Raw genomic sequence first — 13,800 nt, forward strand, 5'->3', positions numbered from 1 at the left:
CGCGCCGTGAAAGACACCATTGAACAGCCCCGCGCAGTCCCCCGCGCCATCAACTGGAACCGCCTTCAGGACGAGAAGGACCTGGAAGTCTGGAACCGTCTGACCGTCAACTTCTGGCTCCCGGAAAAGGTGCCTCTGTCCAATGATGTACAAAGCTGGGCCACGCTGCGTCCGGAGGAGCGCGAACTGACCATTCGTGTCTTCACCGGCCTGACCCTGCTCGACACAATTCAGAACAGCCTCGGCGCCCCGGCGATGCTGGCCGATGCCCAGACGCAGCATGAGGAGGCCGTGCTGACCAACATCGCTTTCATGGAGGCGGTTCACGCGCGCAGCTATTCCTCGATCTTCTCGACCCTCTGCCTGACCCGCGAGGTCGACGAGGCGTTCCGCTGGTCCGAGGACAATCCGCACCTGCAGGAAAAGGCGCGTCTCATCCTCGACGAATACGATGCCGGTGCCGATCCCCTGCGCCGTCGGATCGCCAGCGTGTTTCTGGAAAGTTTTCTGTTCTATTCCGGTTTCTATCTGCCGATGTACTGGTCAAGCCGCGGCAAGCTTACCAACACCGCCGACCTGATCCGTCTCATCATTCGGGACGAGGCCATCCACGGCTACTACATCGGCTACAAGTTTCAGCGTGCCGCCGAGCGCCTCTCCGAGGCCGAGCGTCAGAACCTGAAGGATTTTGCCTTCAACCTCATGTTCGATCTCTATGGCATTGAGACCCGCTACACGGGTGAGCTTTATGACGGCATCGGCCTGACCGGCGACGTGAAAGCGTTTCTGCACTACAACGCCAACAAGGCCCTGCAGAACCTCGGCTATGAGGCCCTGTTCCCGCCGGCGGCCTGCGAGGTGAACCCGGCCATCATGGCTGCGCTCAGCCCGGACAGCGAGAACCACGACTTCTTCTCAGGCTCCGGTTCCTCCTACGTGATCGGCAAAACCGTCGCCACAGAAGACGAGGACTGGGATTTCTGAGGCAAACGCCAATGACATGAAAATCCGGGACGGATGGCATTGTACTATCCTTCCCGGAAGGCTTTGACCGCACTCCGCGCCGCTTCACCGACTTCGGCGGCAGACGCGCCAGGTTTGTACAGGTTGCCGCCCAGCCCGAAGCCCGTAACGCCCGCAGCGCGGTAAGCGCCAAACTGTGCCGGCCCGACACCGCCAACCGCGCAGATGCGCGTGGAGACAGGCAGTGTCGCACGAATGGCATTGATCCCCTCCGGACCAATCCGCGATGCCGGGAAAAACTTCAGGCCTGTCGCGCCGAGCCGGATGGCATGGTGCGCTTCGGTTGCGGTGAAGACCCCTGGGAAACTCGCCATCTTTGCTGCCACAGTGGCTGAGACGACCTCCGGATTGATGTCCGGCGAGACGATCAGGTTGCCGCCGGCACCCCTGACCCTTGCCACATCTTCGCTGGTTAGAACCGTTCCGGCACCGACGAGGCAGGCCCCGTAGCCCTTGGCAATCTCTACCGCCCGCGCGATCGAGTTAAATGGATCGGGCGAATTCAGGGGGATTTCAATCGCACGGAACCCGCTCTCGAGCAGTTCGGTGACGATCCCAGGCGTCTCGTCAGGAGTGATACCGCGCAGGATGGCGATGAGTTTGACGTCGATCTGTTCCCAAATTTCAGGACCGGTCATGTTGCAGTCTCCATGGCATAAGGCGTCTTCCAGATGGCGGCGGCGGAATGGGCCAGCCCGGCCCGGACCGCGTCATCAGCGTCGATCAGCCGCGGGTTTAGCACGGCAAGCGTCAGCGCCCGGTGATATCTGTCCGCGAGAGGTCCTGAGGCGATGAGTGTGACGTCCGTCCCTGCCGAAGCCCTGGCTCCGGCGATCTCAAGACCGATCAGCAGACCCGACAGACGCGATGGGATGGTGTTTTCAGAAACAAGCCCCAGCAGCGGCCCAGCGCGCAGGTCGAAGACCTTGCACATCACGGCCTCAGGCTGGCGCAGGCCAGCCTCGAGACCAGCCGCGAAGGCGGTTTCATCGAAGTCAGTGCCGCTCAAAAAATCCGCGAGAGTCGAGTGCTGACGAAACAGATTGAAGACCTCGCCGGTCATGTACGTCTCAAAACGGGTCAGCACGCCATCCTGAAGCGTCGCCCATTTCGAGTGTGTGCCGGGCATACAGACGACACCACTGGCACCGTGCTGACGGACCGCGCCGAGGAGCATGGTTTCCTCGCCGCGCATGACATCCGGCGCATCCGGCACACGCTGGGCGGCACCGGGAAGAATGCGGATGTCGCGCTCCTCATCCACCTGAACTGCGGCCTCCGGTACTGTGTCGAGACGCAGGGGCAAATCCAGGTAGGCGACCTCACGCCAGCCGGTACGTGCACTGGCCATTCCGCAGATGAGCACGGGCACCTCAGCAGGTATCGACAGGGCATGCAGATGTCCGTCCAATACCGGGGCAAAACCAGAGGGATCGAGCGTCGACATGCCCTGCCCGCTTTTGCGCTCCGCCAGAACCGAGCCATCAGCAGCCATGGCCCAGACACGCAAGCTCGAGGTGCCCCAGTCCACGGCGACGAAGCGAATCATGTCACCCGGCAAGGTCCTAGAGTTCCATCTCGTAAGCTTTGATAAAGTCCCGATCCGGTTCGACCCCAAGTCCGGGCCCGGTGGGAATGGCGATCAGACCGTCATTGCGGGCAACCTGCCCCTGGATGTCGAGCGGCTCCGCCAGCAGGTTGTCGCGGAAACGGTTCTCGGTCGTGTCGAACTCAAGCCACGGCTCACGCGGGAACAGACCACCTGGCATCGGCGGCATAGCAGCCAGAAGCTGCAAATTCGTGGCTACAGCGATAGCGGATCCCCACACGTGGTTCACCACCGGCGTGAAATGCGCGTGACACAGGGCAAGCACCCGAAGGTATTCAGATATCCCTCCAAGCGCGCACACTTCCGGCTGCGCGATATCGAGGCCCCGGTTTTCCAGCAGACCGCGCCAGCCCCAGCGATTGAACTCCGCCTCGCCACCCGAGATGTTCACCTTCAGCCCGGCACGCAATTCGCGGTAGCCATCGAGATCCTCGGGAGCGACCGGCTCCTCGAACCAGAACGCTCCCAGTTCATCCAGCGCACGGCCCACGTAAAACGCGTCCGCGGTGTTGTAGGCGTGATTGGCATCGGCCATGAAGTCAAAATCGTCTCCGATCCCACGGCGCACGGCCTCCGCGAGTTTCACGTCATCCTTCGGGCCGAGCCCTAGTTTCATCTTGGTCGCGGCAAAGCCCATGTCGCGGATCGCCGCGGCCTCATCGGCAAAACGCGCCACGTGGTCCCCGACGCTCTCGCGCTTGAGCATCATCCCATAGCCATAGGCTTTCACCTGGCTGCGATGCGCGCCGCCAATCAGCTTGTGGATCGGCTGCCCCGCCACCTTCCCGGCAATGTCCCACAGAGCAATGTCAACGCCCGAGAGTGACTGCAGCGGCATACCCTTCTGGCCGTGATCGCGCAGCAGATTGTAAACCCTGTGCCAGATCACGTCACGGTCCATGGGATCCATGCCGAGCACCAGCGGCTGGATGACCTTTTCCACTATCGTTTTGTTGGCAATCGCCACGTTGCCGGGCCCGAAACACTCGCCCCAGCCGGTGATCCCCTGATCGGTCTGGACCTCGACGAGGTGGGCAGTCCGTTTCGCGTAATACTGCTGCGAATAGCCCAGTTCCTCGGGCATATCGCATTGCAGAACGTGGCTGGTGATCTTTGTGATTTTCAGATCGCCAGTGACAACGTCAAGTTTCATATTGCCCTCCATCAGTTCAGCCCCCGGCTGATGCGCTTCACGACCAGGTAATCATTCAGGGCAAGACGCGAACAGTCATGCCCGATACCCGATTGCCCGATACCGCCATGTGGCAGGTAGATATCGTACTTCACGCCGTTGATCTGCACCTCACCATAGCGCAGGCGTCTCGCGACCCTTTCGGCCAGGGCCAGATCAGTCGTGAACACATAGGAGGCCAGGCCTCCCTCCTCACCGTCATTCGCGCGATCAAGGACCGCGTCGCGGTCATCGAACGGGATCAGGCTGACGACCGGGCCGAAGATCTCATCCTGGTAGATCCGCATATCCGGTGTTACACCATCCAGCACGGTTGGGGCCATGAAGTGACCGTGTTCGAGACCTTCCGGCCGGTCACCACCGATCAGGAGTCTGGCGCCTTTCTGAACGGCATCGTCGATCAGCCCCTTGACCCGCGTCCAGGCTCGACCGTCAATCATCGGTCCCGTGAGGGTGTCCGCATCGCGGTCAAAACCCACCTTCGCGTCGCGGGCCCGCTGCACCACCTTTTCCCGAAAGTCGTCGTAGACGTCACGCTCGACGAAAACACGGTTGGGGGTCACGCAGATCTGGCCTGCGTTGTTAAATTTCACAGTGGTCACAATATCCGCCGCCATGTCGAGATCCGCGTCGCGGTAGACCAGCACCGGTGCATTGCCGCCCAGTTCCATGGAGTATTTCTTGATCGAGGTCGCTCCAACCTTCATGAGGTGTTTGCCGGTACTCGTGGAGCCGATCAGGGTAATCAGGTTGGGAACGGTCGACGCCGCAAGCGCGTCGGACGGGCCGTAGCCGTCGGTCGTCAGGATGTTGACCACTCCCGCAGGCAGTCCAATCCGTTGGCAGAGTTCTCCAACCGCATAGGCCGAGACTGGTGTTGCTGCCGAGGGTCGGATAATGACCGGGCAACCGGCAGCCATGGCGGGCGCAATCTTGTAGGCCAGGTTCAGCAGTGGAAAATTCCACGCGAGATAGGCCACCACCACGCCAACCGGCTCATAAACCAGGCGATGTTCATGCGTCCCGTCAGGATCACGCAGGGTCTCGTCATGGACGCGCTGAATTTCTTCCGCGTAGAATTTAAGCGACCGCTCCAGAAGATCGAAATCCTCCTGCGTGCCGCCCCAGGGTTTCCCCATTTCGTAGTGGATGCAGGTGCGCAGCCAGTCCTCGTGTTCGATCACGGCATCGCGCAGTTTGAGCATCCAGTTCTGTCGCTCCGCCACCGGGGTCGCGGCCCAACCTGGCGCGGCGGCCTTCGCAGCCCGGAGCGCCCTTCCCACGTCATCCATTCCGGCCGCCGTTACGGTGACAATACATTCGTTGGATGCGGGATTGATCACCTCAACCGTGCCCTGCCCGGCCGTCAGCGCGCCGTCGATATACATCCTGTTGGGAAAATTCATGCGGTGTGTCTCCTGGCCGGTTTTGAATTGAAAACCGGTCTTGGTGTTTTTGCGGCCGAGGCGGATCTGTTGCTCATACGCCTCGAGCCTGGAATTTGGCGATCAGTGTCGCAGCGCAATCGATGGTAGGAGGCGTCGGCATCACTGCTTCAACGCCGGATTGAGATGCTGTTTGTGATCGTGCTGTTCGTGCGCGGGGCGGCCGTCAATGTAGCTGCCAACCGGCAACTGATAGCCACCAAAAGCTAGCGTGTCTTGTTCGGCGTTCATCCAGTCAAACAGCCGCGATTTCAGCCGGTCTCTTTCTGCGGCCAGGGCGGGGTCGGAGGCCCGGTTCACCCGTTCCTGCGGGTCCGTCTCGAGGTCGTAGAGCTCCTCGTGATCATGCGGACTCCAGGCGTATTTGTAACGCGTTTCGCGAATACCTCTGAATTTGAACTGCCGTCCCTGGTAGGCGTCGTAGCAATAGACGGCATGATCCGCGTTGGTTACGTCGTAGCTGCGGGCCCTTTCCTCCGGCGTCAAAATCTCCGCAGCACCGCTGTCGGACAAAAGCGTTGGGAATAGATCGCGGAAACTGACGAACCCCTCGCTGGTTCTTGCATCCGTCTGACCCGGGTCGCGGATAATCATCGGGATGCGCATCACTTCCTCATAGAAAAACGGTCCCTTGTCGAACCAGCCATGGGCACCCAGCATCTCGCCATGGTCCGCCGTGAAAGCCAGACGCGTCGTATCGTCGAGGCCAAGCTCGGTCATCCGCCGGCGAAACCGGCCAAAGAGGTCATCGATGAAGGAACAGAAGCCCCAGTAGTGCTGTGCGGTGCGGCGCCAGTCCTGCTGATCGAGGTTCCGCGTGTCCTGGCACGGCCAGTATGGCGCTCCCTGAGCCGCGGGTTTACCCTCCTCCGTAAACTGCGGGATGAAATTGTCCGGCATGTAGTCGTCGGGAATGTCATCATATAGACGCACCCATTCCCCGGGCACGTGGTGAGGAAAATGCGGCCCCGGGAGCGAAACGATAAGGCAAAACGGCTTGGCGGAATTTGAAAGGCTTTCGAGTTTGTCGATGCCTTTCATCACCCGCTTCTCATCCATGTGGATGCCTTTGATGATGGTGCCGTAGAAGGGCGTTTTGCGCGGGTTTGCGAATTCCATGTCCGCCGGTGGCATCAGCGGATCATCACCGCCGTCAGAAAGCGGCGCGTCGATTCCGCGCTCATGCAGCGTACCGTCACCAAGATGCCACTTGCCTACGAAACTGACGTTGTAGCCTGCATCCTGCAGCCGCTCCATATAGGTCCGGTGGCTGGGATGCAGTTTGCCATGGGGATAAAACGACGACCCCTGGACGTTGTCCATCGTGCCGGTCTGGTGAGGCCATTTCCCGGTGAACAGACTTCCCCGTGCGGGTGTGCAAAGTGGTACGCAGGTGAAGGCATTGACGTGATTTGTGCTTTCCCGCCGGAAAGCCTCAAGGTTGGGCAGCTTACAGGGATGGCCAGGCTGGTTCAGCGTGTCCCAGCGCCATTGGTCGGTAATGAAAAGGACAATGTTCCTGGCTGGCATCCCGTATCTCTCAGCATGTCTTCAGTCACGTTTGAGGCTCTGCAAGCCGCGCTATCAGAACGACCCCGCACAGCGCGGCGATAAGCCACTGAGGAATCGGGGATTTCGGCATCACTTCAAACTTACACTGCGACCTTAACCTTGTTTAAACATATTATCAATGTATTTTTCTGATGGAACGTTGAAAACCCACGCCAGGTGGAATGTCTGCATCTGACATGGACCGATGGCGCGGTGACAAACTGGTAAGACAACCCGGAACTTATGATTGTTATTACAGGTAAAGGTATTATGATTACGGGAATGCAAGGAGTAACCGCCCGTGACACTTCATGAAACCGATGTCCTGATACCGCAGTCGAATACCCTGTCCCGCTCTCTCTCGGGACAAATTTCCCGCAAACTGGGCGAGCGTATCCTCGAAGGGCGACTGATGCCCGGCGAGCTTCTGCCTGATGAAAACGCGCTCTGCGATGAGTTTGGTGTCAGCCGCACCGCGGTACGCGAAGCGGTGAAGATGCTGGTCGCCAAGGGCTTCCTTGAGGTGCGGCAGCGGATTGGCACCCGGGTTCTCGACGTGCGGTACTGGCAGATGCTCGATCGGGACGTGCTGATGTGGCACCAGTCCATTACCGTCGACAACGCGCGGCTGATCAGTCTTATGGAACTGCGCCAGTCGATTGAGCCTGACGCCGCCTTCTACGCGGCCGCCCGCCGCAGCGATGAACAGCTTGCCGCAATTCTCGATGCCTGCGAACAAATGGAACAGCATGCGGGTGAAAACAGCGAATATGTGCTAAGCGATGCGCGGTTCCACATTGCGGTCCTGCGTGCCGCGAACAACCCCTATCTGGATGCGCTGGAGAACGCGATCTTCGCGGGGCTCATGCTGTCGATCCGGATCACTAACCCGGACGAGAAGCGCAACCGAAAGTCCATTCCCCTGCATTTGGCCATAGCGGAAGCAATTAAGGCGCAGAACCCGGAAGCGGCTTACGAGCGCATGAAGGAACATCTCGCGGATGCGGCGCGTCGCCTATCCAAAGTGGTGAAGGATGCGGGCAAATCGCCACCACGACCTTGATGATATAAACATATTATGTTTGTGTGCCGACGTGAGTTTTCAACTTGGATGCACCCCATGACCACCTCGTTCACCGAAGCTGCCTGCGTCGCCGAAACCGCGGCGCTCTGTGGGGAAAGCCCTGTCTGGGATGCTCGACATCGCGTGTTGCGGTGGGTGGATATTGCGAACCATCAGGTACACGCCTTTGATCCGGCAACCAGCATCAATACAACTTTTAAACTGCCATTCCTCGTCAGCGCCGTGCTGCTGCTTGTAGGGTCCGACGATCTGGTCGTGGCGACAGCCAGGGGTCTGGCCCTCCTCAATTTAAAAACCGAACAGTTGGACATCCTGCATGATCCCGAGCCGGACCTGACGGGGAACAGGCTTAATGACTGCAAGGCCGACCCCCAGGGCAATCTCTTTGCCGGCACGATGAGTGAGGGCGCCAAAGGGCCAACGGGTTCCCTCTGGCGCTATCAGGGAAACGACCCGCGGAAGCTGGTCGACGGCCTGACCGTGTCCAATGGCCTCGGCTGGAGCCCGGACGCCCGCCGTTTCTACCTGGTGGACAGTGCGGCAGGCAAGATCTACGCCTTTGACCATCACCCGGAGAGCGGCGCACTGAGTAATCGCACGGTACTGGCATCACGCACTCCGGAAAAAGGGAAGCCGGACGGGCTTTGCGTCGATCGGGACGGAAACATCTGGGTGGCGCTTTGGGATGGCGGACGGGTCGAATGCCTGTCGCCCGAGGGCAAGATCCTGCGGCAAATCAAACTGCGGGCACAACGGCCGACGAGCTGCTGCTTCGGCGGCGATGACCTCAAACGGCTCTACATCACCAGCGCCGCGATCGGCGTCGACACACCGGACCTCGACGGCGGTCTTTTTGCCATTGATGTGGAGACCCCCGGCCTGACCGCGACCGCGGTGCGCTGGCAGGCCTGACAACGAAAGGCCCGGCCAAAAACAACCTGGTTTTTGGGCTTCTAGCGGATGCGTTGGCCCGTCTCGGAGTCGAAAAGAAGAACTGAGGAAGGATCGAAAGCGACCTTCAAAGCACCGCTTTCGCCGGGCCGCGTCTTGCCTCGAAGTTCAACAATCACCGGATGCTCATCGCCTTCTGCTGAAGAATATGCGTAGGAAACGCCACCAAGATTCTCGATCACATCAATGGCAAGTTCAGCCTGGATTGCGCCACCGGGCTCGAAATGCTCCGGCCGCAGACCGAGTTTTACCGCCTGACCAGCAGCGGGCAGATTGGAGACCCTGACCGGCACCTCAACACCGCCAAGCCGCGGCAGTGTCACGTGAGCAATACCAGCCTCGACCCGGGCAACCGTGCCCGCGAAGAAATTCATTCGAGGCGAGCCGATGAAACCCGCAACAAACAGGTTGTCGGGGTCCTCATAGAGTTTGACCGGTGCCCCGGCCTGTTCGATACGGCCGTCCCGCAGAACCACGATTTTGTCGGCCATGGTCATGGCTTCGACCTGGTCATGGGTGACATAGATCATCGTCGCACCCAGTTGCTTGTGCAGCTTGGCAATTTCCACCCGCATCTCGACGCGCAGTTCCGCATCAAGGTTCGAGAGCGGCTCATCAAACAGAAACACATCCGGCTGCCGAACAATTGCACGACCGATTGCCACACGCTGACGCTGGCCGCCGGACAGGGCCTTGGGTTTGCGGTCCATATAGTCATCCAGCTTCAGAATCTGCGCGGCCGCGTCCACCTTCCGCTTGATCTCGGATTTCTCGGTTCCGCCAATTTTCAGCCCGAAGCTCATGTTCTCACGCACCGTCATATGCGGATAAAGCGCATATGTCTGGAACACCATCGCCACGCCCCGCTTGGCCGGGTCCGCGTGGGTGACGTCCCTCCCGCCGATTGTCATGCGCCCATCACTGGTTTCCTCGAGACCCGCGATCATCCTGAGCAGGGTTGATTTTCCGCATCCCGACGGGCCAACGAAAACGCAAAAATCGCCATCATCGACCTGAAGGTCGACGCCGTGAACGACCTGTGTCGCACCGTAGCGCTTGATCGCATTTTTGAGCGCCAGTTCAGCCATCTCAGTTCCTCCTCAGATCAAATACGTCCAGAAGTGCGGACATGCCGCGGTCGGCGGTAACCTCCGACCCGTTGAGCGCGGATGCCGCGTCCGACAGCAGAAAGACGGCCAGTGCGCCAATCTCGTCCACGGTCGTCACTTCGCCATCGGCCGTCCACGACTGGAAGCGCGCCGTGTTGTCCGGATCTTCCATCGCTTTGTCGACGATCTCGGTTCGGGTCAAAGCCGGGCAGATCGAGTTGACGCGAACCCCCTCGGGCCCAAGCGACCAGGCCATCGCACGGGTCATCGCCGCAATCGCGGCCTTTGTGCCCGCGTAGCCTTCGTGGCCGGGATTGGTCGAACGCGCATGCACCGACGAAAGGTTGACGATGGAGCCCTGCCCGGCTTTGGCCATGATCCGGCCCGCCGCCTGACACCCCACTAGCACCGAACGCTGGTTGACGGTCCAGAGGGTTTCCATCTGCTCGCGTGTCATTTCGAGGAACGGCACCTTGATGGTGACGCCCGCATTATTGACCATGCCATCAAGCCGCCCGGCCCGGTCATGCGCCCCGGCAATCGCCGCCTCAAACCCGTCGAGGTCGGTCACATCCACCTGCTCAAAGCGCGCGCCGGTCGCCTCCAGCCTTTCGCGGCCCTCGGTCTTCCAGTCAAAGCCGGTGACGTCTGCCCCAGCATTGCGGCAGGCTTTGGCGATGCCAAGACCGATTCCTGCCCCGGCTCCGGTGACGATAACATGTTTACCTTCGAGGTTCATTTGACCGCTCCCGCAGTCGCACCCGCCATGATCTTGCGCTGAAACACCGCGAACATGATGAGCAGTGGAATTGATCCCAGAACCGCCGCCGGGAACAGTTTGGTCGGTTCGATACCGGTGTTGCCCACGAACTTGTATACCGCGATCATGACCGTAAGCTTGTCCTTGTCGGTCAGGAGCAGCAGCGGATAGATGAAGTCGTTCCAGACCATGATCATCACAAACAGGGACAGCGTGGCGGTAACGGGCGCAAGCAGAGGCCTGATGACATGCCAAAAGACCTGCCAGTTGTTACAGTTGTCGAGCCGCGCGGCTTCTTCCAATTCAATGGGAATGGCCGCGATGAAGCTGGTGTAGAAGAACACGGCCAACGGCAGTTTAAGCGCGGCGAAGGCCAGAACGATACCCAGATAGCTGTCCAGCAAACCGAGATCGCGGAAGATCACATAAATCGGCGTGATGGTGACAAAATTCGGAGTGGCCAGGCCCAGCGCCATAACCATGACGATGACCCGGCTGATCCGGTTTTCCAGCCGCGCCAGCGGATAGGCCGCCATGGCGCCCGCGAAAACCACAACAAGGATCACGGATACCGTAATGCCCATGGAGTTGATCACCGAGCGGACATATCCCATGGAGGCCAGCGCCTCCATGTAGTTGCCCCAGTAGAGGCTGTTGGGCAGGCCCAGCGGATCCTGTGCGATCTCGGTCGATGTTTTGAAGGACATCATTACCATGTAAATCAGCGGCAAAAGCATGACGCCCACAAGCCCAAGTACAATGCCGTGTGCGAAAACGGATTTGCCGCGGCGCCGGATCAGATCCCAGTCGAGGCTGGTCGCGCTGTGCGCGGTGGCGGTTTCGGAGAGGCTCATCACGCTTGCTCCCGGTCACGAAGGACCTTGTTCTGAATGAAGGCCACGATCAGGACGATGACCAGCATGACGATGGAAAGCGCGCTGGCGAAACCGAACCTGTACTGGCCAAAAAGGTTGTCGATGATGTCGATGGACAGAAGCCGCGTGGCCCCGTCCGGCCCGCCCTTGGTCAGGATGAAGGGAAGTTCAAAAGTCTTAAGCGTGCCGATGGTGGTCAGCATGACCGATACGGTAATTGACGGCCCCAACAGCGGCAGTTCCAGGTAGCGGAAACGTTGCCAGGATGTTGCGCCCTCAAGCCGGCCGGCCTCGCCAATCTCTTCGGGGATGCCCGCGAACCCGGCCAAAAAGATGGCGCAGGTAAACCCGGTGAACATCCAAATCTGGGTGAAAGCCACGGAATAGAGCGCAATCGCCGGATCACCGAGCCAGTTCTGCTCCCAGGCACCGAGGCCGAGATCCCGCAGGGCCACGTTGATGCCGCCATTCAGGGGCGAGTAGAGGAACTGCCAGACATATCCGACGACAACGAAGGACATCATGGCGGGCGTATAGAGTGCGGCCCGGCTGAAATTTCGGATCAGTGGCAGCCGGTGCAGCATGGCCGCGAAAAACAGCCCCGTCACCGTGAGTGCCGATACCACGATCACCGTGTACCAGAGTGTCAGCCAGATTTCCCGCAAATACCGGTCGCGGCCAAAGATGCGCTCGTAGTTGCGCCAGCCAACGTCCTTCGCCTCTCCGATACCCGCGAAATTGGTCAGGCTCATGTCGAAGGTCAGGATGATCGGGTGTACGAAGAACAGTCCAATCACCAGCAGTGCCGGCACCGTGAACAGGTAGAGTGAATATCGTGCGCGCATGGTGTCCTCCGTCCGTGAGAGGCCCGGCAGTTAACGTGCCAGGCCATTTTTCCTACATGCTGTCCTCGACCGCGTAGTCCCAGCGCTCGAGCGTTTCCTCATTGTCGGCGTCAATGTTCAGCAGGAAACCGGTGATGCTGTCCTCCCATTCCGACTGCAGGATTTTGGGGAATTCCAGCGTCGAGAACGGCCACAGGATCAGACTTCCGGCATCGCGGGCTGCCGTGTATGGTTCAGCCAGATCGGGCATGGTCGACACGCCGCCGGTAAAGGGGCTGTAGGCACCCTCCGCCTCGAGGAAGACGTTGAGGTTTTCCTCCTCGGTAAAGAAGTCGATCCATTTGCGGGCGGCCTCGGCATTTGCCGCATCACGCGGGATCGCCCAACCGGGACCGACGAGATCAAGGGCCAGACCATGCTCCGTGAAGCGGGACGGCATCGGGGCAAACTGGAAGTTCAGCCCCTCAACGGAAGAGAAATTCCCAATGTTCCAGGCACCCTGCGGCAGGATGGCAACATTGCCGGAGCGGAATTCCTGCGGCGCCGTGGCCCAGGGGTCCAGACCGGCCTGCAGTTTTGGATCGAAACACTCCGCCTCGACCAGGTCCCGCACGCTGTCGAGCGAGGTGTTGAAGTTTTCATCGTCCACAAAGGTCCGCTCGCCGCTGCCATATTCCGCAGCGGAAACGCCGTTGGGGTCGAGACCATTCGCGCCAACATAGAGCATTGCGGGGAACCCACCCGCAAAGATCATCGGCGCAATGCCTTCAGCGGCCAGCGCCTGACAGGCGGACTTCAGTTCGTCGATCGTCACCGGTGCATTGTCAATTCCGGCCTGAGCAAGGAGGTCCATGTTGACGAAATTGCCCATGCCGATGACCTCAAGCGGATACACGAGGATTTCCCCGTCGCTTGTCATCACGTCGCGCACCGCCGGGATCATCTGCCCGTACCAGTCGCTGTCGGTACCCAGATCCGTCAGGAAACCCGCCCCGCCCCAGAGATCAACCAGAGAGGAATCCACCATCGTGACATCCGGCGGGTTGCCGCCCTGAAGACGCGGCGGGATCACCTTGTCGACGTCCTTGCGGGCGACGAAGGTCAGGTCGACGTCGATATCCGGGTTTTCGGCCTCAAATTTGGCGATCAGCTCGGGCATACCCGCAGGCTCGGCCTCGTTACCTTTCCAGGCCACCACATCGAGCACTGTCTGGGCCCCCGCTGCAGCCGGTGACAGGCCCGCAGCGAGCGCCAACCCCAGAATGGAAGTCATTGGTTTTTCCATGGCAAGAATCCTCCTCATAAAACATATTATCATTAAATTTATGTGCCGTACACAATTTTATGAAATCATGT

The 13,800-nt window shown here is 59.8% G+C and carries 13 protein-coding genes; 3 read left to right on the forward strand and 10 right to left on the reverse strand.

Annotation, left to right across the window (positions count from 1 at the left end):
* The first annotated feature begins 6 nt into the window (after positions 1-6).
* A complete protein-coding gene (nrdF, locus tag ACP15P_RS01940) occupies positions 7-984 on the forward strand; it encodes a class 1b ribonucleoside-diphosphate reductase subunit beta (RefSeq protein WP_424926805.1) in 978 nt (325 codons plus the stop codon).
* Between the two features lie 44 nt (positions 985-1,028).
* On the opposite strand, the gene ACP15P_RS01945 is transcribed toward nrdF, so the two are convergent.
* The 5 genes from ACP15P_RS01945 to ACP15P_RS01965 form a co-directional block, all read right to left on the reverse strand.
* Positions 1,029-1,661, reverse strand: coding sequence for a 2-dehydro-3-deoxy-6-phosphogalactonate aldolase (locus ACP15P_RS01945; protein ID WP_424926806.1), 633 nt, complete (start codon positions 1,659-1,661; stop codon positions 1,029-1,031).
* The gene (locus ACP15P_RS01950) at positions 1,658-2,572 is read right to left on the reverse strand and encodes a 2-dehydro-3-deoxygalactonokinase (protein WP_424926807.1); all 915 of its coding nucleotides are present in this window, start codon (positions 2,570-2,572) and stop codon (positions 1,658-1,660) included. The genes ACP15P_RS01945 and ACP15P_RS01950 overlap by 4 nt, the downstream gene beginning before the upstream one ends.
* Positions 2,573-2,588: 16 nt before the next feature.
* Positions 2,589-3,758: a mandelate racemase/muconate lactonizing enzyme family protein gene (locus tag ACP15P_RS01955; protein WP_424927291.1), complete on the reverse strand. Its 1,170-nt coding sequence runs from the start codon at positions 3,756-3,758 to the stop codon at positions 2,589-2,591.
* Positions 3,759-3,796: 38 nt separating this feature from the next.
* Positions 3,797-5,230, reverse strand: coding sequence for an NAD-dependent succinate-semialdehyde dehydrogenase (locus ACP15P_RS01960; protein WP_424926808.1), 1,434 nt, complete (start codon positions 5,228-5,230; stop codon positions 3,797-3,799).
* 141 nt (positions 5,231-5,371) lie between these two features.
* Positions 5,372-6,799, reverse strand: coding sequence for a sulfatase-like hydrolase/transferase (locus tag ACP15P_RS01965; protein ID WP_424926809.1), 1,428 nt, complete (start codon positions 6,797-6,799; stop codon positions 5,372-5,374).
* Positions 6,800-7,121: 322 nt separating this feature from the next.
* On the opposite strand from ACP15P_RS01965, the gene ACP15P_RS01970 reads away from it, so the two are divergent.
* The gene (locus tag ACP15P_RS01970; protein ID WP_424926810.1) at positions 7,122-7,883 is read left to right on the forward strand and encodes a FadR/GntR family transcriptional regulator; all 762 of its coding nucleotides are present in this window, start codon (positions 7,122-7,124) and stop codon (positions 7,881-7,883) included.
* Between the two features lie 57 nt (positions 7,884-7,940).
* Positions 7,941-8,816: an SMP-30/gluconolactonase/LRE family protein gene (locus tag ACP15P_RS01975; protein ID WP_424926811.1), complete on the forward strand. Its 876-nt coding sequence runs from the start codon at positions 7,941-7,943 to the stop codon at positions 8,814-8,816.
* Between the two features lie 41 nt (positions 8,817-8,857).
* Here the strand turns inward: ACP15P_RS01975 and ACP15P_RS01980 are convergent, their stop codons facing one another.
* From ACP15P_RS01980 to ACP15P_RS02000, 5 genes are read right to left on the reverse strand one after another with little or no spacing between them, the layout of a single operon-like run.
* A complete protein-coding gene (locus tag ACP15P_RS01980) occupies positions 8,858-9,943 on the reverse strand; it encodes an ABC transporter ATP-binding protein (RefSeq protein WP_424926812.1) in 1,086 nt (361 codons plus the stop codon).
* A 1-nt stretch (position 9,944) separates the two neighbouring features.
* Positions 9,945-10,703, reverse strand: a complete 759-nt coding sequence (locus ACP15P_RS01985) for an SDR family NAD(P)-dependent oxidoreductase (RefSeq protein ID WP_424926813.1) — start codon at positions 10,701-10,703, stop codon at positions 9,945-9,947.
* Positions 10,700-11,578: a carbohydrate ABC transporter permease gene (locus ACP15P_RS01990; RefSeq protein WP_424926814.1), complete on the reverse strand. Its 879-nt coding sequence runs from the start codon at positions 11,576-11,578 to the stop codon at positions 10,700-10,702. The genes ACP15P_RS01985 and ACP15P_RS01990 overlap by 4 nt, the downstream gene beginning before the upstream one ends.
* Positions 11,578-12,444, reverse strand: a complete 867-nt coding sequence (locus tag ACP15P_RS01995; protein ID WP_424926815.1) for a carbohydrate ABC transporter permease — start codon at positions 12,442-12,444, stop codon at positions 11,578-11,580. The genes ACP15P_RS01990 and ACP15P_RS01995 overlap by 1 nt, the downstream gene beginning before the upstream one ends.
* 52 nt (positions 12,445-12,496) lie before the next feature.
* Positions 12,497-13,729, reverse strand: a complete 1,233-nt coding sequence (locus ACP15P_RS02000) for an ABC transporter substrate-binding protein (protein ID WP_424926816.1) — start codon at positions 13,727-13,729, stop codon at positions 12,497-12,499.
* Positions 13,730-13,800 lie beyond the last annotated feature (71 nt).

This window comes from Amaricoccus tamworthensis, assembly GCF_049800875.1.
Classification (GTDB): Bacteria; Pseudomonadota; Alphaproteobacteria; order Rhodobacterales; family Rhodobacteraceae; genus Amaricoccus; species Amaricoccus tamworthensis.